General features: G+C 68.2%; 20 protein-coding genes. 8 read left to right on the top strand and 12 right to left on the bottom strand.

The window, feature by feature from the left end; translation table 11 throughout:
• Positions 1-35: 35 nt before the first annotated feature.
• Positions 36-722, top strand: a complete 687-nt coding sequence (locus GGQ93_RS08450; RefSeq protein WP_054764424.1) for a response regulator transcription factor — start codon at positions 36-38, stop codon at positions 720-722.
• A gap of 21 nt (positions 723-743) precedes the next feature.
• Here GGQ93_RS08450 and yczE read toward each other — a convergent pair whose 3' ends face one another.
• The gene (gene yczE / locus GGQ93_RS08445; RefSeq protein ID WP_183216377.1) at positions 744-1,379 is read right to left on the bottom strand and encodes a membrane protein YczE; all 636 of its coding nucleotides are present in this window, start codon (positions 1,377-1,379) and stop codon (positions 744-746) included.
• Between the two features lie 60 nt (positions 1,380-1,439).
• Between yczE and yczR the strand changes: the two genes are divergently transcribed.
• Positions 1,440-2,924, top strand: coding sequence for a MocR-like transcription factor YczR (gene yczR / locus GGQ93_RS08440; RefSeq protein WP_183216375.1), 1,485 nt, complete (start codon positions 1,440-1,442; stop codon positions 2,922-2,924).
• An 87-nt stretch (positions 2,925-3,011) separates the two neighbouring features.
• Here the strand turns inward: yczR and GGQ93_RS08435 are convergent, their stop codons facing one another.
• The 4 genes from GGQ93_RS08435 to GGQ93_RS08420 form a co-directional block, all read right to left on the bottom strand.
• Positions 3,012-5,729, bottom strand: coding sequence for a TonB-dependent receptor (locus GGQ93_RS08435; protein ID WP_183216373.1), 2,718 nt, complete (start codon positions 5,727-5,729; stop codon positions 3,012-3,014).
• A 132-nt stretch (positions 5,730-5,861) separates the two neighbouring features.
• Positions 5,862-6,659 carry an exodeoxyribonuclease III gene (locus GGQ93_RS08430; protein ID WP_152949271.1) on the bottom strand — a complete coding sequence of 266 codons (798 nt, stop codon included), beginning with the start codon at positions 6,657-6,659 and terminating at the stop codon, positions 5,862-5,864.
• 257 nt (positions 6,660-6,916) lie between these two features.
• Complete coding sequence (locus GGQ93_RS08425; protein ID WP_183216371.1) at positions 6,917-7,615, bottom strand: LolA family protein; 699 nt, start codon at positions 7,613-7,615, stop codon at positions 6,917-6,919.
• Positions 7,612-7,815 (bottom strand): hypothetical protein, encoded by a 204-nt coding sequence (locus tag GGQ93_RS08420; protein WP_183216369.1) that lies wholly within the window; start codon positions 7,813-7,815, stop codon positions 7,612-7,614. Before GGQ93_RS08420 ends, GGQ93_RS08425 begins: the two co-directional genes overlap by 4 nt.
• 11 nt (positions 7,816-7,826) lie before the next feature.
• Between GGQ93_RS08420 and GGQ93_RS08415 the strand changes: the two genes are divergently transcribed.
• Positions 7,827-8,450 (top strand): GNAT family N-acetyltransferase, encoded by a 624-nt coding sequence (locus tag GGQ93_RS08415; protein WP_183216367.1) that lies wholly within the window; start codon positions 7,827-7,829, stop codon positions 8,448-8,450.
• Positions 8,451-8,467: 17 nt separating this feature from the next.
• On the opposite strand, the gene GGQ93_RS08410 is transcribed toward GGQ93_RS08415, so the two are convergent.
• Positions 8,468-10,891 (bottom strand): DNA translocase FtsK, encoded by a 2,424-nt coding sequence (locus GGQ93_RS08410; RefSeq protein ID WP_183216365.1) that lies wholly within the window; start codon positions 10,889-10,891, stop codon positions 8,468-8,470.
• 133 nt (positions 10,892-11,024) lie between these two features.
• On the opposite strand from GGQ93_RS08410, the gene GGQ93_RS08405 reads away from it, so the two are divergent.
• Complete coding sequence (locus tag GGQ93_RS08405; protein ID WP_183216363.1) at positions 11,025-12,278, top strand: UbiH/UbiF/VisC/COQ6 family ubiquinone biosynthesis hydroxylase; 1,254 nt, start codon at positions 11,025-11,027, stop codon at positions 12,276-12,278.
• Here GGQ93_RS08405 and GGQ93_RS08400 read toward each other — a convergent pair.
• The 5 genes from GGQ93_RS08400 to dapF form a co-directional block, all read right to left on the bottom strand.
• The gene (locus GGQ93_RS08400; protein ID WP_183216361.1) at positions 12,275-13,090 is read right to left on the bottom strand and encodes a transglutaminase family protein; all 816 of its coding nucleotides are present in this window, start codon (positions 13,088-13,090) and stop codon (positions 12,275-12,277) included. The two genes, GGQ93_RS08405 and GGQ93_RS08400, sit on opposite strands and share 4 nt — an antisense overlap.
• Before the next feature lie 9 nt (positions 13,091-13,099).
• Positions 13,100-13,519, bottom strand: a complete 420-nt coding sequence (locus GGQ93_RS08395) for a YraN family protein (protein WP_183216359.1) — start codon at positions 13,517-13,519, stop codon at positions 13,100-13,102.
• Positions 13,516-14,388 (bottom strand): 16S rRNA (cytidine(1402)-2'-O)-methyltransferase, encoded by an 873-nt coding sequence (gene rsmI / locus GGQ93_RS08390; RefSeq protein WP_183216357.1) that lies wholly within the window; start codon positions 14,386-14,388, stop codon positions 13,516-13,518. Before rsmI ends, GGQ93_RS08395 begins: the two co-directional genes overlap by 4 nt.
• A gap of 2 nt (positions 14,389-14,390) precedes the next feature.
• A complete protein-coding gene (locus GGQ93_RS08385; protein ID WP_183216355.1) occupies positions 14,391-16,748 on the bottom strand; it encodes an NADP-dependent malic enzyme in 2,358 nt (785 codons plus the stop codon).
• Positions 16,749-16,888: 140 nt separating this feature from the next.
• Positions 16,889-17,719 (bottom strand): diaminopimelate epimerase, encoded by an 831-nt coding sequence (dapF, locus tag GGQ93_RS08380; protein WP_183216353.1) that lies wholly within the window; start codon positions 17,717-17,719, stop codon positions 16,889-16,891.
• Between the two features lie 138 nt (positions 17,720-17,857).
• Here dapF and GGQ93_RS08375 point away from each other — a divergent pair, with 138 nt between their 5' ends.
• From GGQ93_RS08375 to GGQ93_RS08360, 4 genes are all read left to right on the top strand, one after another.
• Positions 17,858-18,658: a potassium channel family protein gene (locus tag GGQ93_RS08375; RefSeq protein ID WP_152949275.1), complete on the top strand. Its 801-nt coding sequence runs from the start codon at positions 17,858-17,860 to the stop codon at positions 18,656-18,658.
• A gap of 92 nt (positions 18,659-18,750) precedes the next feature.
• Positions 18,751-20,910 carry a prolyl oligopeptidase family serine peptidase gene (locus GGQ93_RS08370; RefSeq protein ID WP_183216351.1) on the top strand — a complete coding sequence of 720 codons (2,160 nt, stop codon included), beginning with the start codon at positions 18,751-18,753 and terminating at the stop codon, positions 20,908-20,910.
• A 149-nt stretch (positions 20,911-21,059) separates the two neighbouring features.
• Complete coding sequence (locus tag GGQ93_RS08365) at positions 21,060-23,267, top strand: prolyl oligopeptidase family serine peptidase (protein ID WP_183216349.1); 2,208 nt, start codon at positions 21,060-21,062, stop codon at positions 23,265-23,267.
• A 69-nt stretch (positions 23,268-23,336) separates the two neighbouring features.
• Positions 23,337-24,119, top strand: coding sequence for a DUF1223 domain-containing protein (locus tag GGQ93_RS08360; RefSeq protein WP_183216347.1), 783 nt, complete (start codon positions 23,337-23,339; stop codon positions 24,117-24,119).
• A 12-nt stretch (positions 24,120-24,131) separates the two neighbouring features.
• Here the strand turns inward: GGQ93_RS08360 and GGQ93_RS08355 are convergent, their stop codons facing one another.
• Positions 24,132-25,223 (bottom strand): phosphotransferase family protein, encoded by a 1,092-nt coding sequence (locus GGQ93_RS08355; protein ID WP_183216345.1) that lies wholly within the window; start codon positions 25,221-25,223, stop codon positions 24,132-24,134.
• Positions 25,224-25,237: the final 14 nt, after the last annotated feature.

The raw sequence follows: 25,237 nt of genomic DNA, 5'->3' as shown, positions 1-25,237 counted from the left end.
TTGGCGCGGGGGCCAAGCCTCGCCATTGTCTGTCCATGCCCACGCCCAAGACCATCCTGATCATCGATGACGACGACGACCTGCGCGAGGCCTTGGCCGAGCAGTTGAATCTGCACGAAGAGTTCAAGACCCAGCAGGCCTCGACCGCAGCGGACGGCGTCCGTATGGGGCGCGAGATCCGTGCAGACCTGATCCTGCTGGACGTCGACCTGCCCGATATGGACGGCCGCGAGGCCTGCCGCCTGCTGCGCAAGGACGGGGTCTCCACCCCGGTCATCATGCTGACCGCCCAGTCGGCCGACGCCGACGCCATCCTGGGCCTGGACGCGGGCGCCAACGACTATGTCACCAAGCCCTTCCGGTTCGCGGTCCTGCTGGCCCGCATCCGCGCCCATCTGCGCAGCCACGAACAGTCGGAAGACGCCGTCTTCTCCATCGGCCCCTATGAGTTCCGGCCCGCCGCCAAGGTCCTGATGGACGCCAAGGGCAAGAAGGTGCGGCTGACGGAAAAAGAGACGAACATCCTGAAGTATCTCTACCGCGCCGGCGCCAAGCCCGTGTCGCGCGAGGAGCTGCTGACCGAGGTCTGGGGCTATAACGCCGGCGTCACCACCCACACCCTGGAAACCCACATCTATCGCCTGCGCCAGAAGATCGAGCCTGAGCCGGGCCAGGCCAGGCTTCTACTGACCGACGCGGGCGGTTATCGGCTCCAGCCCTGAGGGGTTCCGAACAAGGCGCCGCTAGGCCGGACCCGCCGGTTCTCTGTCAGGAAGCGTTTTCCGCCCGTCCTCCTTTCCGACCGTGAACGCCGGAAGGAAGATCTGGACCAGCGGGCCGATGGCGAGGGCGTAGAGGATCGTCCCGACCCCGACCGAGCCGCCCAGGGCCCAGCCGGCGACGACGACGGTCAGTTCGATGGCGGTCCGCACGGCCTTGATCGGCCAGCCGGTGCGGGCGACCAGACCTGTCATCAGGCCGTCGCGCGGTCCTGGGCCCAGGCCCGCCCCGATATAGGCGCCGCTCGCCACGCCATTCAGCACGATCCCCGTCGCCAGGAACAGGCTCCGAACCGGTAGGACCGGGTCCGCTGGAATGTATCTCAGCGCCAGGCCGGCGACCGAGCCGATGACCAGAACATTGGCGATCGTGCCTATTCCTGGCTTCTGGCGCAGCGGAATCCACAGCAGCAGCACGGCCATACCGATCAGATTGACCACCATGCCGAAGCCGAGACCGGCCGGTTCGGCGAATCGTTCGAAAACGCCCTGGCTCAGGACGTCCCAAGGGTCGAGACCCAGATCCGCCCTGATGATCAGGGCGATGGACAGGCCGTAAAGGCTCAGGCCCAGGAAGAGTTGGATCAAACGGCGGGTCATGAGAGGCGTTTCGCTTGAACTGGCTTTGGAAAAAAGGTCCAGTTCTGTCATTCTGGCCCCATGTCCTCGCGCTCTATCGGTACAGCCTCACTGATCCGCCACCTGGGCGCTTGGCGCGCGCCGGGCGCCGGCCCGGCCTACCGTCAATTGGCCGGAGCCGTCAGACTTTTGATCCTGGACGGACGACTGCCTCTGGCGGCGCGACTGCCGGGCGAGCGCGAAGCGGCGCAGGCGCTGGGTTTGAGCCGTACGACCGTGTCGGCCGCCTATGGGCGACTGCGGGATGACGGGTTTCTGACGGGGGGACGCGGCGCCTCGGCGCGGACCAGCCTGCCGGGTGAGGCGCCGACGGGCGGCTCGCGCGGCCTTACTGAAGCCAGAACCTCTTCCCGCGCGGACGAGGTACTCGACCTGACCGCCGCCGTCCTGCCGGCCGATCCCAGCGTTCACGCCGCCTATGTCCGGGCTCTGGAGCGGCTGCCGACCCGTTTGCCGGGCCACGGCTATGAGGCCTCGGGGGTTGAGGCCCTGCGCGAGGCGGTGGCGGCCGCCTATCGGCGGCGCGGCTTGCCGACCTCGCCCGCCCAGATCCTGATCACCCACGGGGCTCACAATGGACTGGTTCATCTGCTGCGGCTGATGGTCAGGCCGGGTCAGCCGGTCGTCTTCGACCATCCCACCTATCCGCAGGCGCTGGACGCCATTCTCGCGGCCGGCGCGCGTCCCACGCCGGTCGCCCTGCCGGACGACGCCGGGGCGGGAGCGGGGACTGAGGGGTGGGACGTGGAGGGTCTGATCGCCGCCTGTCGGACCAGTGGCGCGCCCCTGGCCTATCTGGTCCTAGACCATCACAATCCGACCGGGCGGATGATGCGGGCGGCGGATCGGCTGCGGCTTCTGGCGGGGCTGAAAGGGTGCGAGACCCTGCTGGTGCTGGATGAGACCTTGGTGGAGCTGACCCTCAGCGGCCCGCCTGCCCTGACGGCCTCGGCGGTCGATGCGCCGCGTGTCGTGCGCCTGGGCTCCCTGTCCAAGAGCGTCTGGGGCGGGTTGCGCATCGGGTGGATTCGCGCGGACCGGGCGGTGATCCAGCGCCTGGCCCAAAGCCGCGCCAGTTTCGACCTGGGCGCGCCGATCCTGGAGCAGCTGGCGGCGGTCGAACTGCTGGGCGACGGCGGCGCCGGCCTGGCGGCGCGACGGCCTCTGCTGCGAGCGCGACGCGACCATCTGCGGATGCGGCTGGCGGAACGGCTGCCGCTGTGGGCCTGTCCCCGGCCGGCGGGCGGCCTTTCCGTCTGGGCGCAACTGCCGGCTCCGATCAGCTCGGCCCTGGCGGTCCAGGCGGCCGAGCGCGGCTTGAGATTGGCGTCCGGTCCGCGCTTCGGCGTGGACGGCGCCTTCGAACATCGGCTGCGGCTGCCCTACACTCTGCCGGAGCCTGTTTTGGACGTGGCGGTCGAGCGATTGGCTCAGGCGGCCGAGGCGCTGGAGCGCAAGGCCAAGCCGATGTCCGCAGCCCCATCCCGTCGCGTCGCTGTCTACTGAAGGCCGGGTTCGGCTTTCCCGAAACGATAGAGGGCGGCGGATTTGCTCCGCCGCCCTCCTGAGCGTCAATCGACTGGGCCCGAAGGATCAGAAGGTGGCGTTGACGCTGACCTGGAAGACCCGGCCGGTTTCCAGATAGCCGCCCTTGCGGTCGGGCGAGACATAGCGTTCGCCCGCCCCGACGGTCGACCAACGGGTCGGTTCGTCGGTCAGGTTGCGGACCGCAGCCCCCACTTCCAGTCCGGGCGCCAGGGTCAAGGCCACGCCCAGGTTCAGCTCCTTGGACGGCTGGATGTAGATGTCGGGCTGGCTGTCCTGAACCGTGTCCAGGCGACGACCAGTGTAGTTGTACCAGAGGCTGGCCCGCACCGGCCCATGCTCATAGCCGGCCTCCAGATTGTACATCAGCTCGGGCGCCTGGGGCAGGTCGCTCTTGCGGATGTCGGTCGAGGAGAGGCGGTATTCGGCCTCCGTCTGCTGATAGGTCAGGTTCCCGCCCAGCGACAGGCCGTCCATCCAGCCGTCGACCGGCAGGACATAACGACCGCCCATTTCGATCCCGGTGGCGGAGCCGCCCAGGCCGTTGAACGGCTTGATCAGGATGACGCCGTCGCTGGTCTTGCTCGTGCCCGTCCGCAGGGCGGTCGGCACGACGATATTGTCCAGATCCTTGTGGTAGACGGCCAGTTGCAGGTTGGAGCCGACGGCGTACCATTCCAGACCCAGGTCATAGCTCCAGCCCTCAACCGGTTTCAGATCGGGGTTGGGCTGGCTGATGCTGATGACGGCGTTGGTGACGGGGTCGCGGCTGACGGTGGTCGGACCCGCCAGCTGGCTGCCCGCAGGCCGGCTGTAGCTGGAACGCGCGGCCGCCCGCACCACCAGGGCGTCGCTGGGACGCCAGGCGGCGATGACGCTGGGATCGACATGGTCGTAATCCCGATCTGCGGTCGCGAAACGGGCGCCGTCGGCGTCCTTCACGAAGAAGCGGGCTTCGAAGTGGTTGTCCTCGTAGCGGACCCCCGGCGTGATCTCCAGGACGCCGCCGGCCAGTTTCAGTGTGGCGGCGGCGAAGGCGGCCGTCCGGTCTTCCCGGCTGTCCGACAGGCCCTGGTTCAGCTTCTCTTGCGAAACCACCACGGTCGAGCCGTACAGATCGCGTTCGTTTTCGACGAAGCGGCGATCGACCAGCTTCACCGGGCGCACCGTGCCGTGGTCCATGAAGTCGGTGATCAGGCGGCCGGGCGTCGCGCCGATCGACGGGCCGTCCACGGTTCCAGCCTGCAAGGACGTGCGGAAACGGTAGCGGGTGTCGTCCGGGGCCAGGCTGCGGCCGTCCTGATCGGCCGTCTCGTACAAGCCGCCGACCGAGGCGCTGGCGAGCACGCCGGAACCGGCCCAGGTCAGGTCGCCCTTCACCGTCTTCTTCACCTCCGACAGATAGCCGTAGCCCTGCTGGACATAGATCTGGCTGGGACGGTCCTGGCTGGCGACATAGGCGGTCGCGCCGGCCGACAGCACCGGCATGGGCCAGCGAGGGTCCGACAGGTCCAGCTTCAGCCCTTCGGTCGAGGCGCCGGTATTGCCCGTCGCGCCGTTATAGGCGACGCCTCGCCAGGCGGCCTCGATCGTATTGGGCGAGTCCAGACGGCCGTCGGCATAGGCGGCTTCCAGCGAGGCGGTGAAGTCGCCGAAGCGCAGCTTGCCCCCCGTCTGGACCGACAGCAGCTCCTGTTCGACGTCCTCGACGCGGAAATAGTTGGCCGGATTGATGCCGTAGGGCGTGTAGTCGCCGGCGGCGTTGTAGTTGGCGCCGCCCGGATTGGGATTGGTCTGGCCCGAGGTCCGCTCGCTGCGAAGCCCCGTCTGGTTCATCGTATTGGTGTTGGTGTAGGTCGCATAGTTGACCCGGGCGAACAGGTCCAAGGGCTGGGTGCGATAGTCCAGAGAGGCCGTGGCGCCGTAGCGTTCCACCGTGGAGTTGAAGAAGTTCCACTGAAGACCGTCCGCCGACAGGGCGTTCTCATTCTCGCGGGCCGAGCCGACATTGGCCCTGGAAGTCTTGTAGTCGTTCTGAACAGCGACGCTTTCGGCGGCGCTGTCCTTCTGCTCGTAATAGGCGGAAGCATAGACGCCCAGGCGACCGTCGGCGAAGCGACGCGCCATGTCCACGCCGACCGCGCCGCCCAGGCTGTCCTGACCGCGATCCTGGGCCAGTTCGGCCATCTGGCCGACGGCGCGCAGGCGCAGCATCTGGTCACCGAAGTCGAAGGCGGTCGGCGTGACCAGATTGACGATACCGGCGATGGCGTCGGCGTCGAGCGTCGCATCCGGCGTCTTTTCGATGCCGATGGTCTGGATGGCGAAGGGGCTGAACAGGTTCAGCGAGATCGAGCGGCCGCCGGCCGTCTGGGGCAGGCGCAGGCCGTCCAGCGTATAGGCGTTGAAGCTGGTGTCGAAGCCGCGGATGGCGACGTATTGGGCTTCGCCGGTGGCCGACTGGTTGCGGCCCTGGTCCTGACTGACCGACACGCCGGGCAGGCGCTTGGCCAGGTCGGCGATGGTGGTTTGGGGGTTCAGGCTGACGTCGCCGACGGCGACGGCGTCCACGACGCCGGTCGCCTGGCGTTCCTCGACCAGAACCGTTTGGGCGCGCCGGGCGCCGGTCACGACGATCTCTTGCAAGGTGGCTGGGCCGGTAGCGGTCTCGGACTGGGCCCAGGCCGAACCGCCGGCGCAGAGCGCGGCGAGGCTGCAGGAAACGCCGAGAAGGGCGCGCCGAGTGGACGAACCTGAAATGGTCATTGGAAATCCGATTAATGAGGCCGCGCCCCCATGGGCGGCGCGGGCTCCTTAGTGCGGGTCAATGACAGGCTGCCTAAAGCTATGCGCCTGAAAGGCTAAGCTTGTGCGACGCTTGTGGGACAGTTGTCGGGGTCAGACGGACAAATCGACCGTCACCGGCGCATGGTCGGACGGCCGGTCCCACTCGCGGACGTCATCATGAATCCGGGCCGTGTCCTTGATGACGGCCGGGGTCAGGCCGGGCGAGGTCCAGATATGATCCAGGCGCAGGCCGCGGTTCGACTTGCGGAAGTCGGCGGCTCGATAACTCCACCAGCTGGCCAGCTTCTGCGGTTCGGGGAAACGGTCGCGCAGCACGTCGGCGAAGCCGCCTGTGGCCTGAAGTCGGTTCAGCACCTCCACCTCGATCGGCGTGTGGCTGACGATCTTGGACATGTAGCGGTGGTTCCACACGTCGCCCTCGCCCGGTGCGATGTTGAAATCGCCGGCCATGACCAGGGGGCGAGACCGATCCTGTCGGGCGACGATCTCGGTCAGCTGTTCGTAGAAGTCGAGCTTGTGATCGAACTTGGGGTTCAGCGTCCGGTCGGGCACGTCGCCGCCGGCGGGAATGTAGAAGTTCTGAACGTCGATCCCGGCGACCCGGGCCGAGACGCAGCGAGCATGGCCCAGTTTGCAGACCTGGAAGGTCTCGCTGTCCTCAAGCGGCAGGCGGCTGGCGATCGCCACCCCGTGCCAGCCCTTCTGGCCAGCGACACGCATATGAGGCAGGCCCATCTCTTCGAAGGCGGCGCGCGGGAACTGATCCGTCGTGCATTTGATCTCTTGCAGCATCAGAACGTCGGGAGCCCGTTCGGCGACGAACCGGGCGACCTGATCGATGCGCAGGCGGACGGAGTTGATGTTCCAGGTGGCGAGGCGAAGGGTCATGCTTCGCTTTAACAGGCCGCGCTCCGGAAGAACCACCCAGAAAAAAGGCCCGACCTCTGCGGGCCGGGCCGATCCAGTTTCGTCTCTCTCGCCGCCGGGGAGGGGGATGCATCCGTGGCGGTAGAGCGGCCGCCGCCGCTCTGTGTTCTAGATGTCACGACCGAAGGAAAAGGTCAAATTGTCACATTTCCCGCTTGGCCGTGATTCTCCGGCAACGGATGGATACCGGTGATTCGCGAATTCCGCGCGTGCAGGCCTTAGTTCCGACCGGGGCGCCGGGTCGGATCTCGCAGTTGGAACAGGCTGGCCGCCAAGCTGGAGGCAGGCTGAAGCGAGGTCAGCTGAGTGCGGGTCCGCGATCCCTGGGCGTCCGAAATGGTCCATTCGTGCAGACGGATCGGATTGCCCGCAAAGGCCAGCACCACCTGGCCGTCGTTGGGCCGATTGGCGTCTCGGGCGGTGATGGCGAAGGCGCCGGACTGCATCCGGGTGACGCGGTCGATCCGGACGCCCTGGTCCAGCCGCACATTGCGCGCGAGGAAGGTCGAAAGAGGCGTCCGTCCCAGAGGAACCTGCTGGAAGTTGTTCAGTCGCGGGTCGTAGCGTTTGACGTTGTAGCCGTCCGATACGACCAGCAGGCCGGCCGGATTGGTGTATTCGAACCGCATCTTGCCGGGCCGCTGCAGATAGAAGCGGCCCTCGCGGCGCTGTCCGCCCGGACCCGTCTCGACGAACGTGCCCTGGGCCGAGGTCAGGCCTTGGAGATAGGTCTGGGCCCTTTGAACCACCGCCCGATCCTCGGCCGATAGATTGGATTGGGCCTGGGCCGCGTCGAACATCCCCAGGGCGGCGAAGCCCGTCACAAGTCCGGCGCCCAGCAGCAGGGCGCGGCGTTGGGAATCGACGGGGGCGTCGATCGGGGCGGCGAGGCTCTCGGCGACGGCGGGGGTGGTCATGAAGTCAGTCTCCCGTTCGGGATGGTCAGCGATGCCGCCGTCTTGCCCGATCGGCTTGGCGTCGGAATGACGCGAGCCTGACCATATTCCGGCGCTCCGATGAAGCCCTGTTCATCGAAATGCTGAAGCTTGGATGCGACGGCGGGGAGGGTAACGCGCCGAAGCTTGATCCGTTGCCTACATCCGGCGCTGTGCGTCATGGTGCGCCCTTATGAGCGCTGATCCTGAACTTCTGGCCCTTTGGACCCGTGGATGGGCGCTGACACGCGGCGTGTCGCCGCCCGTATGGGACGATGGGGGTTGGAGAATCGAAGTGGGCGCGCCTGATCAGGTGCGCCGCTTCGTCCATGCCGAGGCGGACGCCGCCGTCCTTCGGCGGGCTGATCGGATCACCGAACCCAATGTGTTCCTAAAGGTCTGCGAGGATGAGGCGACGACCATGGCCTGCTTGCCTTGCGGTTGGTCAGTAAAGCCGCCCGGCTTCATGATGACCCTGTCGGGCGCGATGACGGCCTCTTCTCCAGATGCCGAAGGCTATAAGGTCTCGTTGGAACAGCTAGGGGCTGTGCTTCATTGCCGTCTCCTCGCCGATGACGTCGAGGTCGCGAGGGGGCGCATTGTGGTGATTGATGGCGCGATCGCCGTTTATGATCGAATTTCCGTTGACCCCGGTCACAGACGGCGGGGTCTCGGTCGTCGTGTGATGCGCACTCTTGAAGGGGAAGTCTCCACCAGAACCGGCGTTCTGGTGGCCACCGCAGAGGGGCGAGCGCTCTATACCTCTCTCGGCTGGACGCTTCATTCTCGCTACACGACCGCCGCCTTTGATGGCTGAGACATCTCCTCCCCCGATCACACCATCGGCGGCGGGCCGGCCAGGACGTCGCGCTTGCCGGCGTGGTTGGCGGGGCTGACCACGCCCTCCTGCTCCATCCGTTCGATCAGGGAGGCGGCGCGGTTGTAGCCGATCTGCAGCCGGCGCTGGACGTAGGAGGTCGAGGCCTTGCGATCGCGGGTGACCACGGCCACGGCCCGGTCGTAGAGATCGTCACCGGAGCCGCCGTTCCCGCCCTCGTCGAAGCCGCCGTCCCCGTCGCCGTCCGGTTCGTCGGTGATCAGGTCGAGGTAGTCGGGCTCGGCCTGGGCCTTCAGGTGTTTGCAGACGTCCTCGACCTCCTTGTCGTCGACGAAGGGGCCGTGCAGGCGGGTGATGCGGCCGCCGCCGGCCATATAGAGCATGTCGCCCTGGCCCAGCAGCTGTTCGCCGCCCTGTTCGCCAAGTATGGTGCGGCTGTCGATCTTGGAGGTGACCTGGAAGGAAATCCGGGTCGGGAAGTTGGCCTTGATGGTGCCGGTGATGACGTCGACCGACGGGCGTTGGGTCGCCATGATCAGGTGGATGCCGGCGGCGCGGGCCATCTGGGCTAGGCGCTGGACGGCGCCTTCCACATCCTTGCCGGCGACCAGCATCAGGTCGGCCATCTCGTCCATGACCACCACCAGATAGGGCATGGGTTCGGGGCGGATCTTCTCGGATTCGTAGACGGGGCGGCCCTGGTCGTCGAAGCCGGTCTGGACCGTGCGCTCGAAATGTTCGCCCTTGGCCTGGGCCTCGCGGGCGCGCTCGTTGTAGCTGGCGACGTTTCGCACGCCCAGTTTGGACATGCGGCGATAGCGGTCCTCCATCTCGCGCACCGTCCATTTCAGGGCGACGACCGCCTTCTTCGGATCGGTGACGACGGGGGCCAGCAGGTGCGGGATGCCGTCATAGACCGACAGTTCCAGCATCTTGGGGTCGATCATGATGAAGCGGCACTCGGCCGGGCTGTGACGATACAGGATCGACAGGATCATGGCGTTGACCCCGACCGACTTGCCCGAGCCGGTGGTGCCGGCGATCAAGAGGTGGGGCATGCGGGCCAGGTCGGCGACATAGGGCTCGCCGCCGATGGTCTCGCCCAGCGCCAGAGGCAGCAGGTGGCCCTTCTTGTCGTATTCGGCGCTGGACAGAAGGTCGCGCAGATAGACGGTCTCGCGCTTGGCGTTGGGCAGTTCGATGCCGATGGCGTTCCTGCCCTGAACCACCGAAATCCGGCAGGCGCGGGCGGACATGGAGCGGGCGATGTCGTCGGCAAGGGCGACCACGCGGCCGTGTTTCACGCCGGGGGCGGGGACCAGCTCGTACAGGGTGACCACGGGGCCGGGGCGGATCTGGTCGATCACGCCGCGCACGCCGAATTCCTGCAGCACGCCTTCCAGCATCTTGGCGTTCTGCTTCAGGGAGTCCTCATCCACCGAACCGACGCGCTGGGCGGGCTTGGTGAGGATGCCCAGCGGCGGCAGGTCGAAGGCGCCTTCGGGACGGTCGAAGACGAAGGCCTGCTGGTCGACGTCTTCCTTGCGCGGCTTGGGCGCCTTGACCGCGGCGACGCGGGGTTCGACCGCTCGCGGCGCGGCGCGGGCGGCGGGGGCGGGCTCCTCCTCCCAGGGCGGCAGGTCGTCATAGGCCGTCTGGGGACCGTCGGCGTCCTGATCCGGCGCGACGGCGGCGTCCGGGGCGGGGGCGGGCGTGCGAACCTCGGGCTTGGGCGCCGCCTTTTCGCGTGCGGGGGCGCGCGGCTTTTTGGCAGCGACGGCAGGCGGGGGCGCGGCGGGGGCGCGCAGCGAGCGGCCCCAGTGCAGGGCGTCGATGAAGTCCATGGCGCGCAAGCCGATGGCGAAGCCCGTCAGCCACAGGCCGCCGCCCAGGAACAGCAATCCGGCGATGATCCGCCCGCCGGGAATCCTCAGGGCGGCCAGGCCCTGGGCGGTCAGGCCGGTGAAGGCGTCGCCCCACAGACCGCCCAGGCCGGCGGCTAAGGGCCAGGCGGCGGGGGCGGCCAGGGCCGCGAGGGCCCCGGACAACAGCAGGGTTCCGGCCGTGGCCGACAGGGCCTTGATCGGGCTGGGTTTCAGACGTTGCTGGATGGCGTCGCCGATGGCGCGGGCCAGGCCGAAGGCGATCGCCAGCAGGGCGGCGGGCCAGGCGGCCAGGCCCAGGGACTGCATGAACAGGTCCGCAAACAGGGCGCCGTTCGCCCCCAGCCAGTTGGTGGTCGGCAGGCTGGAGGCGGCGTTCAGACTGGCGTCCGCCGGATTCCAGGAGATCAGGGCGATCAGCAGCAGGGTCGCCAGCAGGGCCTGAAGCACACCCCGGAAACGCACGACAAAGGGCGCCTCCCAAAGGATGCGGGCGCTGATCCAGGCCTGGCGGCCGACGGCGAGGGCGGTGGACATGAAAGGCGAGACCTTCCGGGCGGCTGACGTTCGACCCGCCTTGTCGCATCCCCAGGGTTAAGGGCTCATTTACCAGGCGCCGGAGACAAACCGTCCTCTGGACCTTTTGAGCGTGCGGCGCGACAAGCCTGCCATGGCAGAGACCGAACGCTACGACATCATCATCGCCGGCGCGGGCCTGGCCGGGGCGAGTTTCGCCCTGGCGGCGGCGCAGGGCGGGCTGAAGGTGGTGCTGGTCGATCCCCAGCCGTTCAGCGCCCAGCTGGCGCCCAGCTTCGACGGGCGTTCGACCGCGATCGCCTTTTCGACCTTCCGAATGTTGGACGCCCTGGGCCTGGGCGAGACCCTGCGGCCGCACGCCTGCCGGATGGATCACATTCTCGTCACGGACGGCCGTCGGCCGGGCGCGGCCAGCAAGTCGCCCTCGCCGGCCTTCCTGCGCTTCGACGCCGAGGAGATCGGCGGGCGGACCGGGGGCGAGCCCCTGGGCTATATGGTCGAGAACCGGCGGATCCGGGCGGCCCTGGCCGAGGCGGTGACGGCGGCGGGGATCGAGGTGCGGGCGCCGGCCTCGGTCGTCTCGGTCGAGCGGGATGCGGGCAAGGCGACCGTGACCTTGGCCGACGGCTCGATCCTGACCGCAGCCCTGGTGGTGGGGGCGGAAGGCCGGGGCTCGATCGTGCGCCGCGCCGCCGGGATCGAGACGGTCGGCTGGGCCTATGGCCAGAGCGGGGTGGTGGCCACGGTCCGGCTGGGCCGCGACCACGGCAATGTCGCCCACGAATATTTCCTGCCCAGCGGCCCCTTCGCCATCCTGCCCCTGACCGACCAGCGGGCCAGCCTGGTGTGGACCGAGACGACGCGGCGGGCCGAGGCCCTGCGTGACGCCTCGGACGCGGCCTTCCAGTCGCATCTGATGCGGCGGTTCGGGGCCTTTCTGGACGGGGTCTCAGTCGAGGGGCCGCGCTTCGTCTATCCGCTGTCGCTCAGCCTCGCCGAAAAACTGGTCGCGCCGCGTCTCGCCCTGATCGGCGACGCCGCCCACGGAGTGCATCCGGTGGCGGGCCAGGGGCTGAATATGGGGCTGAAGGACGCCGCCGCCTTAGCCGAGATCCTGGCCGAGGCCGCGCGCCTGGGCGAGGATCTGGGGGCCGAGACGGTTCTGGAGCGTTACGCCCGCTGGCGCCGGTTCGACAACGCCGCCCTGGCGGCCGGTTTCGACGCCTTCGTGCGGCTGTTCTCCAACGACATCGGCCCGGTCCGGCTGATGCGGGATCTGGGGATGGCGGCGGTGAACCGGATCGGGCCGCTGCGCCGGGCCTTCATGCAGGAGGCGGGCGGGGCGACCGGCGACCTGCCGCGGCTGCTGCGCGGCGAACCGGTCTAGTTCAGCCGCATTCGGACGCGCTCGAAGGTCGTCGATCGACGCGCTTCTTCGACGCCGTCAAGGCCGCGGGCCCGAGACAGGGCCTCCAGGGAACCGGTCAGGGCGCCCTGTTTCTCGCGGGCGGCGGCGACGTCCAGCCAGGGCCGGTGGTCTTGCGGGTCCAGCAGGGCCCGGCGCAGGGCCGAGCGTTCGGCCGCCTCATAGTCGTGGCTGCGGATGGCGCGGCTGAACAGCAGGTTCTGCAGCCGGATCAAGGCCTGACGGTCGCTGACCGGGGCCATCAACAGGTCCAGCCGGTCGGCGACGTGCGGCGTCAGACCGGCCCGAAGCGCCCGCCGGGTCAGTTCGCTGGGCAGGACCAGCCGACCCTGGCTGAAGGGATCGAGCGCGACCGGACCCTCGGCCGTCTCGACGCGGACCAGGAAATGGCCGGGGAAGTCCACCCCCGCCGCCTTCAGCCCCGCCGCACGGGCGGCGTGGAGATAGAAGACCGCCAGGGCGGCGGACAGGCCGCGCCGCCGCTCGGCCACCTCGATCAGGTCGGTATTGGCGGGATGGTCGTAATGGAGCAGGTCGCCGTTCAGACGCAGGTCGGCGGCCATGGTTTCGGACAGGGCCTCGTCCGGGCTTTCGCCCCCGACCCGCTCCTTCAGCCTTTCACAGGCGCTGCGGGCCAGGGTGCGGACGGGTTGGGGGTCGCGGAAGGGATGATCGTGGATGGCGCAGGCGATCGCCGCCTCCAGCAGGGGGAAGCCCTCGTCGCCGCCGTCACCGGCCGACGTCAGGATGGCCTCGGCCTCTTCCCGGGTCATGCGATCCCTTCAGTTCCCGCGCCTCTGAACGCCGCGAAGATGACGCGGAAATCGACCGGGAGCCAGCGCCACCATATCAATTCTCAATTCAAGCGGTTGCAGGGCCGGGCGATTACGCCGGACCGCCTCGCCCGCTGCAACCAGCCGATCATGCTGGGCGGGCTTCAGCGCCAGGACGGCGAGATCGAGCCGGGCGCGGCGCTTGACCTCCACCACGGCAAGGGTTCGCCCGCGACGGGCCAGCAGGTCGATCTCGCCGGAGCGGGTCTTCAGCCGAAACCCCAGAACCTGATAGCCCTTCAGCATCAGCCAGAGGGCGGCGACCCATTCCGCCGCATGACCGGCCTTGAAGGCGGCGCCCCCCTTGGCCTGACGCCAGGCCGCCTTCGGACGTCGATCCAGCGTCGGGCGGGGCAGGCGGGGGCTCACTTGCCCTGAAGCTCCAGGGCGCGGCGGTACAGGGTCTTGCGGTTCAGGCCCAGGGCGCGGGCGACTTCCGAGGCGGCTTCTCCGGTCGAAAGCCGGGTCAGGGCGTCGGTCAGGGCCGCGTCGGCGTCCGCCTGGGTCGCTTCTTCCGCCTCGCCGGGGCCGATGACCACGACGATCTCGCCCTTGGGCGCATCCAGTCGGGGATCGACCGCCAGTTCGTTCAGCGAGCCCCGCACGCATTCTTCGTACAGCTTGGTCAATTCACGCGCCACGGCGGCCGGGCGAGGGCCGAGAACCGCCGCCATGTCGGTCAGGCTGTCGCGCAGGCGCGGCCCGCTTTCGAAGAAGACCAGGGTCTGGCGCTGGCCTTTCAGCCCTTCCAGGGCGGCGGTCCGCCCGGCGGTCTTGGGCGGCAGGAAGCCGGCGAACAGGACGCGGTCGGCGGGCAGGCCGGCGATGCACAGGGCGGCCAACAGGCTGGACGGGCCGGGGATCGGGTGGACGGGCAGGCCCTCGGCGATCACGGCGCGGGCGACGACGAAGCCGGGGTCGGACACCAGGGGGGTGCCGGCGTCGGAGACCAGTGCCACGACCTCGCCGTTCCGGAGGCGCTCGATGGCCTGTTCGGCCGCACGACCGGAGGCGTGGTCGTCGCAGCGTTCCAGCTTCGCCTTCAGTCCATAGGCGGTCAGCAGCTTGGCGGTGACGCGGGTGTCCTCGGCCAGGACCAGGTCGGCGGCGGCCAGGACGTCGAGCGCCCTGAGCGTCATGTCGCGCAGGTTCCCGATCGGCGTCGCCACCAGATAGAGACCCGGCTCCACCCGCCGGGGCGGGGGGGCGGTGGGCGGGAAGGAGCCGGGTTCGCTCATGATCAGACGGTGGGGGGGACCGCCGTGCTCGGCTTTTCGACCACGGCGGCGGGCGGACGCGGCGCCGAGGTCAGGCCCGAGCCCTGGAAGGCGGGGCCGGCGTCATAGGCGGCGAAGGTGGCGGCGGTGATGATCTCGCTGACCGAAGCGCCCAGGGAGACGATCTGGACCGGCTTCTCCAGCCCGACCAGCAGCGGTCCGATGACGGTCGCGCCGCCCAAGGCCTGGACCAGCTTGGTCGAGATGGCGGCCGAGTGGATGGCCGGCATGACCAGGACGTTGGCCGGCTTGGTCAGGCGGTTGAAGGCGTAGGCGGGATGGCCCTTCGGATCGAGGGCGACCTCGGGGGGCATTTCGCCCTCGTATTCGAAGTCGACGCCCTTCTTGTCCAGGATGCGGATCGCCTCGCGAACCTTTTCGGCCCGGTCGCCGGGCGGATTGCCGAAGGTGGAATAGCTGAGGAAGGCCACGCGCGGATTGCGACCGAGCTTGCGCACCGTCTCGGCGGCCTTGATCGCGATGTCCGCCAGCTCAGCGGCGTCCGGCAGTTCGTGAATGGTGGTGTCGGCGACGAACAGGGTCCGGCCCTTGGCCAGCAGGATCGACAGGCCGATCAGGGTGTCGTCCACGTCCAGGACGCGCTGGACCTCTTTCAGGGCCATGTTGAAGTTGCGGGTGACGCCGGCGACCATGGCGTCGGCCCGGCCCTTGGCGACCAGGGTGGCGGCGAAATAGTTGCGGTCCTGGTTGATCATCCGCTGAACGTCGCGGCGCAGATAGCCGCGACGCTGCAGCTTCTCGTACAGCCAGTCGGTGTCCTCGACATTGTGGCCGGAGACGCGGGCGTTGGTGATCTCTATGCCCAGATCGTCGAAATTCAGCCCGGCCTCGGCGGCGTTCTGGCGGATCAGATCCTCGCGTCCGACCAGGATGGGGGTGCCCAGATCGGCCTGTTTGAAGCCCCAGGCGGCGCGGATGACGGCCGGCTCCTCGCCCTCGGCGAAAACGATGCGCTTGTTGGGTCCGCCGCGCACGGCCGAGTTGATCTTCTGCATCAGGGCGGCGGACGGATCGACGCGCGAGCGCAGGGCGTTGCGATAGGCGTCCATGTCGTCGATCTGGACGCGGGCCACGCCCGAATCCATCGCCGCCTGGGCGACGAAGGGCGGGATGTACCAGATCAGCCGGGGATCAAAGGGGGTCGGGATAATGTAGTCCGGGCCGAACTTCAGCTTGCGTCCGCGATAGGCGGCGGCGACCTCGTCCGGCACGTCCTCGCGCGCCAGGGCGGCCAGGGCCTGGGCGCAGGCGACCTTCATCTCGTGGTTCACCCGGCGCGCCCGCACGTCCAGGGCGCCCCGGAACAGATAGGGGAAGGCCAGGACGTTGTTGACCTGGTTCACATAGTCCGAGCGGCCGGTGGCGATGATGGCGTCCGACCGGACCGACTTGACGTCTTCCGGCGTGATCTCGGGATCGGGGTTGGCCATGGCGAAGATGATCGGATTGGGAGCCATGGAGGCCACCATCTCCTTGGTGATCGCGCCCTTGGCGGACAGGCCCAGCACCACGTCGGCGCCGACCATGGCCTCGGCCAGGGTGCGGTGGGGCGTGTCGGTCGCATGGGCGGCCTTCCACTGGTCCATGCCGTGTTCGCGACCCCTGTAGACGACGCCCTCCTTGTCGCAGATGACCGTGTTCTCGGCCTTGACCCCGGCCGCCTTCATCAGGGCGATGGAGGACAGGCCGGCGGCGCCGGCGCCGGCCAGAACCACCTTGACCTCGTCCAGCCGCTTGCCGGCGACATGACAGGCGTTGATCAGGCCGGCGGTCGAGATGATGGCGGTGCCGTGCTGGTCGTCATGGAAGACGGGGATGTCCAGCAGGTCCTGAAGTTCGCTCTCGATGACGAAACATTCGGGGGACTTGATGTCCTCCAGATTGATGCCGCCCCAGGTGTCGCCGATGTTTTTCACCACGGTGATGAACTCGTCCGGGTCGGTGGTCTTCACCTGGACGTCGAAACTGTCCACATCGGCGAAGCGTTTGAACAGGACCGACTTGCCCTCCATCACCGGCTTGGAGGCCATGTGGCCCAGATTGCCCAGGCCCAGGATGGCGGTGCCGTTCGAGATGACGGCGACCAGATTGCCCTTGGAGGTGTATTCGTAAGCCTTGTCCGCGTCCTCGGCGATGGCCAGGACCGGCACGGCCACGCCCGGCGAATAGGCCAGCGACAGGTCGCGCTGGGTCGCCATCGGCTTGGTCGGGGCCATCGAGATCTTCCCCGGCGTGGGGATGCGGTGGAAATCCAGCGCCTCCTGGTCGGAGAAGGTCTGTTTTTCTGTCAGATCGGGCATCGGGACGTCCAGGGTTCGGCGCAGCTGTAACAGTTCGTGTCCTAGAGGTTGGGACGCGCCGCGCCAAGCCTTGACGCTCCGGAAGGGGCACACGCCTCAGCGCAAGCTTCCCTTCACGTCAGCGTCAACCGCCCATACTGTCAGAAGGGCAGGGTGCCGGTGCGCTCGACCTCGACCGGGCCGGTCATCAGCACATGGTCCGTCGCCGGATCCCAGTCTATCGTCAGCTCGCCGCCGTCGACGACCACGGTGGCCTTGCGGTCGGTCAGGCCGCGCCGGACCGCCGCGACCTGGGCCGCGCAGGCGCCGGTGCCGCAGGCCTTGGTCAGGCCGGCGCCCCGCTCCCAGACCCGAAGCCGGATATGGCCGCGGTCCAGCACATGGGCGAAGCCGACATTGACCCCTTCGGGAAACAGGGGGTGGTGTTCGACCAGGGAGCCGGAGCCGGTCACGAAGGCGTCATCCTGCCGGTCGGTGAAGAAGACGACGTGCGGATTGCCCATGGAGACGGCGCCCGGCGTGTGCAGGATCGGCGCGTCGATGGGGCCGAGCTGAAGCTCGATCCCGCGGGTGTCCATCTCTTCGGCCAGGGGGACTTCGGTCCAGTCCAGCCGGGGCCGGCCCATATCGACCGTCACCCTGTGGTCGCCGGCGCGGGACGCCGTGGTCGGGCCTGCGGCGGTGTCGATGACGACCCGGTCGGAGCCCTTGGCCTCCATCAGCAGCCAGCCCACGCAGCGCAGGGCGTTGCCGCAGGTCTCGACCATGGAGCCGTCGGCGTTCCAGACCCGCATGAAGGCGTCTGCCGCGTCGGACGGTTCGATGGCGATCAGCTGGTCGAACCCTTCCCCCGAGGCGCGGTCGGCCAGGGTCGTGATCTGATCCTGCGTCGGCCGGAAGGGCGCGCCCAGGGCGTCGATAACGACGAAGTCGTTGCCGGCGCCGTTCATCTTGACGAAGGATCGGGTCATGGCCGGAATATAGGCCGGCTCCGGCCGTGAGGAAACGGCTCGGCTCTCGGAACCGTTGGACATGGACGGCGGTTCGCGATTGATTGGCCCGCTGCGGCCCGCCCCCTGACACGCGCCGCCGGATGAAAGGCGTCTGAGATCGAACTCGAACCGACGGTCGTTGAAGGCAAGCCCGACAGCCTGCGTCTGCGCGCCCGGCTGCGCTATCTGTATCACGGCAGCCAGCCGCCGGCGGTGCGGTTCCGACTGACCGTCATCGCCGTCGATTTCACCATCATCGCCTTCTTTTTGGCCTCGCCCATACTGAAGAACATGGGGTGGGCCTTCTATGTGCTGGACTATCTGATCGCCGCCCTGCTCGCGGCCGATCTGGCGGCGCGGGCTTATGCCTATTCGGACATTCGCGACTGGCTGAAGAAGCCGATCGTCTGGCTGGACCTGTTCGTCCTGGCGACCCTGCTGTTCCCGATCTGGCTGTTCAACCTGGGCTTCCTGCGGCTGCTGCGGCTGTGGACCCTGCTGAATTCGGACTTCTTCTGGCGGACCGTCGGCTCCCGCTATGACGATACGCGGGTGGAGGCGGTGGTGCGGGCCCTGTCCGGTCTCGTGACCTTCGTCTTCGTCGTGACCGGTTTCGTCTACGCCACCTTCCTGGGGCATGACGGGATCAGCGGCTATGTGGACGCCCTCTATTTCACCGTGGCGACCCTGACGACCACCGGCTTCGGCGACGTCACCCTGCCGGGGTCCGCAGGCCGGCTTCTGTCCATCGCCATCATGCTGGTGGGGATCACCCTGTTCCTGCGGCTGGCCCAGGCCATCATCAAGCCGCACAAGGTCCGCCACCCCTGCGACCGCTGCGGCCTTCAGACGCATGAACCGGACGCCGTCCACTGCAAGGCCTGCGGCAATCTGCTTTGCATTCCCGACGAGGGCTGAGCGAAGATGACAAAACCGTAAGGGTCGGCCGCCTCGCCTTGCCGCCGGGCGGGCCGTCGTTAAGGTGCCGGTCGTCATTTCGGGGACTGTCCATGATCCGCTCATCCGCCGCCGTGCTCGCGGCCCTTCTCGCCTCCACCAGCCTGACCTCGGTATCCATGGCCCAGACCGCCTCCTCCGCCCCCGCCTTCGCGACCAGCGAGGCGACCGACCCCTATGTCTGGCTGGAGGAGGTCGAGGGCGAACGGGCTATGGAATGGGTGAAGGCGCACAACGCCCATTCGCTCGGCGTTCTGCAGGGGGATCCCCGCTATGCAACCCTGCACCAGCAGGCGCTGGAAATCGTCCAGTCGCGCGACCGCATCCCTTCGCCGGGCTTCACCCACGACGGCCATATCGACAACTTCTGGCAGGACGCCCAGCATGTGCGCGGCGTCTGGCGGCGCACGACCCTGGACTCCTACAAGACCGCCGAGCCCCAGTGGGAGACGGTTCTGGACATCGACGCCCTGGCCGAGGCCGAGAGCGCGAACTGGGTCTATAAGGGCTCGACCTGCCTGGCCCCCGAAGAGCGCTACTGCCTTATCAGCCTGTCCAACGGCGGCAAGGACGCGGTGACCCTGCGCGAATTCGACAGCGTGACCCGCAGCTTCGTCGAAGGCGGGATCTATCTGCCGGAATCCAAGGGCGGGGCCAGCTGGATCAACAAGGACACCCTTCTGGTCGCGCGCGACTTCGGCCCCGGCACCCTGACCAACTCGGGCTATCCGATGGTGGTCAAGCGGATGCGGCGCGGCGAGAGCCTGGACCAGGCCGACGTCCTGTTCATGGGCGAGCCGACGGATGTGTCGGTGTCCGGCTATACGCTGCGCGACGCGGACGGGGTGCTGAAGGCGACCCTGATCAACCGGTCGATCGACTTCTATTCGTCCGAGACCTATCGCGTCACCGACGATGGGGCCGTGGTCAAACTGGCCCTGCCGGCCAAGTCGGACATCACCGGCCTGGTCGCCGGCAAGCTGGTGGTGTCGCTGAAACAGGACTGGACCGCGCCGTCCGGGCAGGACTTCAAGAGCGGCGACCTGATCGCCTGGCCGCTGGACGCCTGGCTGGAAGACCCCGCCACCCCCGCCGTCCTGGTGCTGCGTCCCACGGAACGTCAGGCGGTCGAGGGGGTGAACGCCACCCGCAACACCCTGGTCGTGGCCCTGTACGACAATGTGCGCGGTTCGGTGCGGGTCTATCGTCCCGGCGAGAGCGAGTGGACCTATTCGACCCTGGACCTGCCGCAGAACGTCTCGGTCGGCGTCGGCTCGGCGTCTGAGGTGGACGACAAGGTCTTCGTCAGCGTCACCGGCTATCTGAACCCGTCCAGTCTGTGGCTGGCCGATGCGGCGACCGGAGCGGTCGATCAGGTCAAGTCGATGCCGGCCAAGTTCGACGCCACCGGCATGACGGTGGAGCAGCACGAGGCCCGTTCGGCCGACGGGACCATGATCCCCTATTTCGTGGTCCATAAGGCGGACATGCCGCTGGACGGGTCCAACCCGACCCTGCTGTACGGTTACGGCGGCTTCGAAAGCTCGCTGCTGCCCGGCTATTCGGCCACGGTCGGCAAGCTGTGGCTGGAGCGGGGCGGGGTCTATGTCATCGCCAACACCCGCGGCGGCGGCGAGTTCGGCCCGCGCTGGCACGAGGCGGCTTTGCAGCAGAACCGCCAGCGCGCGCACGAGGACTTCCAGGCCGTGGCTCTGGACCTGATCGCGCGGAACATCACCAGTCAGCCCAAGCTGGGGATCATGGGCGGCTCGCAGGGCGGCCTGTTCATGGGGGCGATGCTGACCCAGAGGCCGGACCTGATCAACGCCGCCGTCATCCAGGTGCCCCTGTTCGACATGCTGCGCTTCCACAAGCTTCTGGCCGGCGCCAGCTGGATCGGGGAATACGGCGATCCGGACATTCCCGAACAGCGCGCCTGGATCCAGGCCTATTCGCCCTATCAGAACCTGCGCGCGGGCCAGCCCTATCCAGAGGTCTTCATCCACACCTCGACCAAGGACGACCGGGTCCATCCGGGCCACGCCCGCAAGGCGGCGGCGCGTCTGGAAGAGCTGGGCTATCCGGTGCTCTTCTATGAGAACACCGACGGCGGCCATGCGGCGGGGGCCAACCTGCAAGAGACGGCGCGGCGGTTGGCGCTGGAATACACCTATCTGTCGCGGCGGCTGATGGACACGCCGGCGAAGGAATAGGGTCTTTTCTTTCCGCTCATCCCGGCGAAAGCCGGGACCCAGTGCTTTCGCGAGGTTCGGCGGCTGGGATCGAGTTCAGTACGAATGGGCGGCGCCGAACGCTCAAAGATCTGGGTCCCGGCTTTCGCCGGGATGAGCGGAGTTTTTAGATGCGTCAACTGATCCTGTCCGCCGCCATTCCGGCGCTTCTGATGGGGGCCTGTGCGGGCACGCCCGTTGAGATCGGTTCAGATGAAGTCGTCGTATCGACCAACGACGCTCCCCCGCCGCACTTCCCCCGCGACCTGACCCCGGCCGGCGTCGCGGCGGCCGACGACCATCTGGCGCTGGAGCAGGTGGACGGGGCTGAGGCCATGGCTTTCGTGGCCGAGGAGAACCGCAAGTCCCTGGCCGTCCTGACCGGCGACCCGCGCTATGAAACCTTCCGGGCCGAGGCCCAGGCCATCCTGACCGCCACCGACCGGATCCCCAGCCCATCCTTCCTCGGCGACGGGATCGGCAACTTCTGGCAGGACGCGACCAATCCCAAGGGCGTCTGGCGTCGCACGACGCTAGAGAGCTACCGCACCGCGACCCCGCAGTGGGAGACCCTGCTGGACATCGACGCCCTGTCGAAGGCGGAAGGGCGGGACTGGGTGTTCAAGGGCGCCGACTGCCTGGCGCCCGACGAGACCCGCTGCCTGATCAATCTGTCGGACGGCGGCAAGGATGCGGTGGTCGTGCGCGAGTTCGACCTGACCACAAAACGTTTCGTGGGCGGCGGTTTCAACCTGCCCGAAGGCAAGCACCGGATCGAATGGCTGGACCGCGACACGCTTCTGGTCGCCACCGATTTCGGTCCGGGCAGTCTGACGGAGTCCGGCTATCCCTTCATCGTCAAGACCTTGAAGCGCGGCCAGACCCTGGCCCAGGCGGTCGAGGACTATCGCGGCGACGCCTCGGACGGCGGCTACGGCGTCAGCCCGGCCGTCTATCGCGACAAGAACGGCCGGGTCACGGCGGTGATCATCACCCGCCCGTTGGACACCTTCCGCTCCGAAACCTGGATGATGGCCCATGACGGATCGACGGTGAAGCTGGCCCTGCCGGACCGGGTCAGCGTCTTCGGAGCGCAGGGGAACCTGCTGATCGTCTCGAACGACGAAGCCTGGACCTTCAACGGCCTCACCTACAAGCCCGGTTCGCTGCTTTCCATACCCTTGAACCATCTGCGGTCCGACCGCGACGATCTGAGCGTCAGCAACCAGGCGCTTCTGATCTATGAGCCGGCCGCCCGTCAGTCGCTGGGCGACGTGCGGGTGCTGGACCGTCAGGTCGTCGCCTCCCTGTCCGACAATGTGGCCGGGCGGCTGACGATCTTCGAGAACCGGGGCGAATTCGGCTGGCGCCGCCAGGATGTGGCGACGCCAGAAAACATCGCGGTGGGGCTGGGCGACTCCTCCAAGTCCAAGGGTCAGGTCTTCGTCTGGACCCAGGGCTTCCTGACCCCCCCGACCCTGAGCCTGGCCTCGGTCGGCGCGACGACCCTCACCGAACTGAAATCCGCCCCGGCCAAGTTCGACGCCTCGACCCATGTGGTGGAGCAGTACGAAGCCACCTCGACCGACGGGACCAGGATCCCCTATTTCATCACCCGCCCGCGCGACATGAAGCTGGATGGGTCGAACCCGACGATCCTGTTCGGCTACGGCGGGTTCCAGGTCAGTCTGAACCCGGCCTACAAGCCCGAGATGGGCAAGCTGTGGCTGGAGCGCGGCGGGGTCTTCGTCCAGGCCAATATCCGCGGCGGCGGCGAGTTCGGGCCCGACTGGCACCAGGCGGCCCTGGACGGGAACCGTCAGAAGGCCTTCGACGACTTCGCCGCCGTGGCGCGCGACCTGGAGCGGCGCGGGATCACCAGTCCGCGCCGGCTGGGCATCTATGGCCGGTCCAACGGCGGGGTCCTGACCTCGGTGTCGATCACCCAGCACCCGGAGCTGTTCAATGCGGCGGTGATCGAAAGCCCGCTGATCGACATGCTGCGCTATCACGAGCTGCCGGCCGGCGCCTCCTGGATCGGCGAATACGGCGATCCGCGCATCCCGGAGGAGGCGGAATGGATCGCCCGCTACTCCGCCTATCAGCAGCTTCGGCCGGACGTGGACTATCCGCGCGTCTACATCACCACCAACACCCGCGACGACCGGGTCCATCCGGGCCATGCGCGCAAATTCGCCGCCCGGCTGGGCGACCAGGGCCATGATCACCTCTATTATGAGGACACGGCCGGCGGCCATTCGAACGACGCCGATCCGGTGGCCAACGCGCGGCGCTGGGCCCGCCACTATGTCTATCTCTCCCAGCAGCTGATGGACTGAACGCCGCCGCAGGCGAGGGTCACGCACTTATGACCCCCGCCTGCGCGCCCGGCGGTTAAGAACGTCGCCATGAGACACAGGATCGGGATCATTGCAGCGGCAATCACGGCGGGCGCCGCCCTATGCGCTGGATCGGTCGCCCAGCCCGCCGCCTCGCGGCCGGGGCGGCACGCCGTCGCCGCCGGACCGCCGGTGGTGGTCGAACTGTTCACCGCCCAGGGGTGCGGCGCCTGTCTGGAGGCCAATGCCACGGTCGAACGGGCTGCGGCCGAGCCGCGCGTCATCGCCCTGACCTACGGGGTCGACTATTGGGACTATCTGGGCTGGACCGACACCTTCGCCCGGCCTGAGTTTTCTCAGCGCCAGCGGGCCTATCGCGCCGCCCTGCGTCAGCGCGGCGTCTCCACGCCCCAGGTGGTCATCGACGGCCGCCGACAGGTCTCGGGCGTGCGCGGACCTGAGCTTGAGACCGCCATCCTCGAGGCGGCGGGCCGCCGCGCTTGGCCGCCCGAGATCGAGTTCCGCCAAGGCGGCGATCAGGTCGGCGTCGGCTCGGGCCGCGTCCCGGCGGGCGGGGCCGAGGTTCTGGCCGTCACCTATACGCCCGGCGTCCAGGTGGTCGAGGTCGGTCGCGGCGAAAACCGCGGCCGCGAGGTGCGCCAGCTGAATGTGGTCCGCGACGTCACGCGCCTGGGCGACTGGCGGGGCCGGCCGATGTTGTACCCCCTGCCTCAGACGCGGGACGAGGACGCTGTGGTCGTGATGATTCAGGACAAGGCGGATCGGCGCATTCTGGGCGCCGCCGTCCGCAGGCCGACCTCCGGGTCCGGCGGGGCGGATCGAGGCGGCTGAGCCCCAGGCGGATCAGGCCCCCGCCTTCTTGGCAAACGTCCAGGCCGCCTCGCTGAGCGGCCCGACCTGGGCGGCCATGCTGCGAGCGTGGGCGCTGGCCGCCGTGCCGTCGCGAACGCGGCCGGCGATGCCCTGGCAGATGGCGGCGAGACGGAACAGATTATAGGCGTAGAGCCAGTCTAGATCGGCTGGGCGCAAGCCAGTGGCGGCGGCGTAGCGATCCACCGTCTCCTCGACCGAGGGAATGCCCAGGGCCACGAGATCGGCGCCGGCGAGGCCGTTTCGCAGGCTGGCGGGAATGGCCCAGGCGATCAGCAGATAGGAGAAGTCGGCCATGGGATCGCCCAGGGTCGACAGCTCCCAGTCCAGAACGGCGCGGACGTCCGCCCGGTCTTCAGCCAGGATCATATTGTCCAGGCGGAAGTCGCCGTGGACGATGCGGCAGGGACCCTCCGGCGGGAGACTGTCCGGCAGGAAGGCGATCAGCCGGTCCATGGCGGGGACGGCCTCGGTCTCCGAGGCGCGATACTGTTTGGTCCAGCGGCCGACCTGACGGGCGAAATAGTTGCCGGCCTTGCCATAGTCGGCCAGGCCGATGGCGGCGGGATCGAAGGCATGAAGCCGGGCCAGGGCGTCGGTCTGGGCGTGATAGATGGCCCGGCGCTCGGCGGGGCTGAGGCCGGGCAGTTTCAGATCCCAGAAGATACGGCCCTCCACCTTGTCCATCACATAGAAGATCGAGCCGATGACGCCCTCGTCCAGGCAGAGGGCGTGGGGCCTGGCCACGGGAAAGCCCTGGGCGGCCAGGGCGGAGATGACCTGGAATTCGCGATCGACGGCGTGGGCGCTGGGCAACAGCAGGCCCGGCGGCTTGCGGCGCAGCACATAGGCGGCGGTCGGGGTGGTCAGCTCATAGGTGGGATTGGACTGACCGCCCTTGAACTGGCGCACCGTCAGAGGGCCGGCGTAGCCCGCGACGTTTTCGGTCATCCAGGCGTCCAGCCTCGCCTCGTCCAGCCGGTAGCGGGGATCGACCTCGCGCGTGCCGGAAAAGGCGGTTTGAGCATCCTGCAGAGGCGCGTCGGCGGCGGAGGCGTCGGTCATGTACAGCCCAGTCG

Origin of the sequence: Brevundimonas aurantiaca, assembly GCF_014199955.1 — a bacterium.
In the GTDB taxonomy this organism is placed as follows: Bacteria; Pseudomonadota; Alphaproteobacteria; order Caulobacterales; family Caulobacteraceae; genus Brevundimonas; species Brevundimonas aurantiaca.
This window is presented reverse-complemented; position numbering and strand designations above follow the sequence as displayed.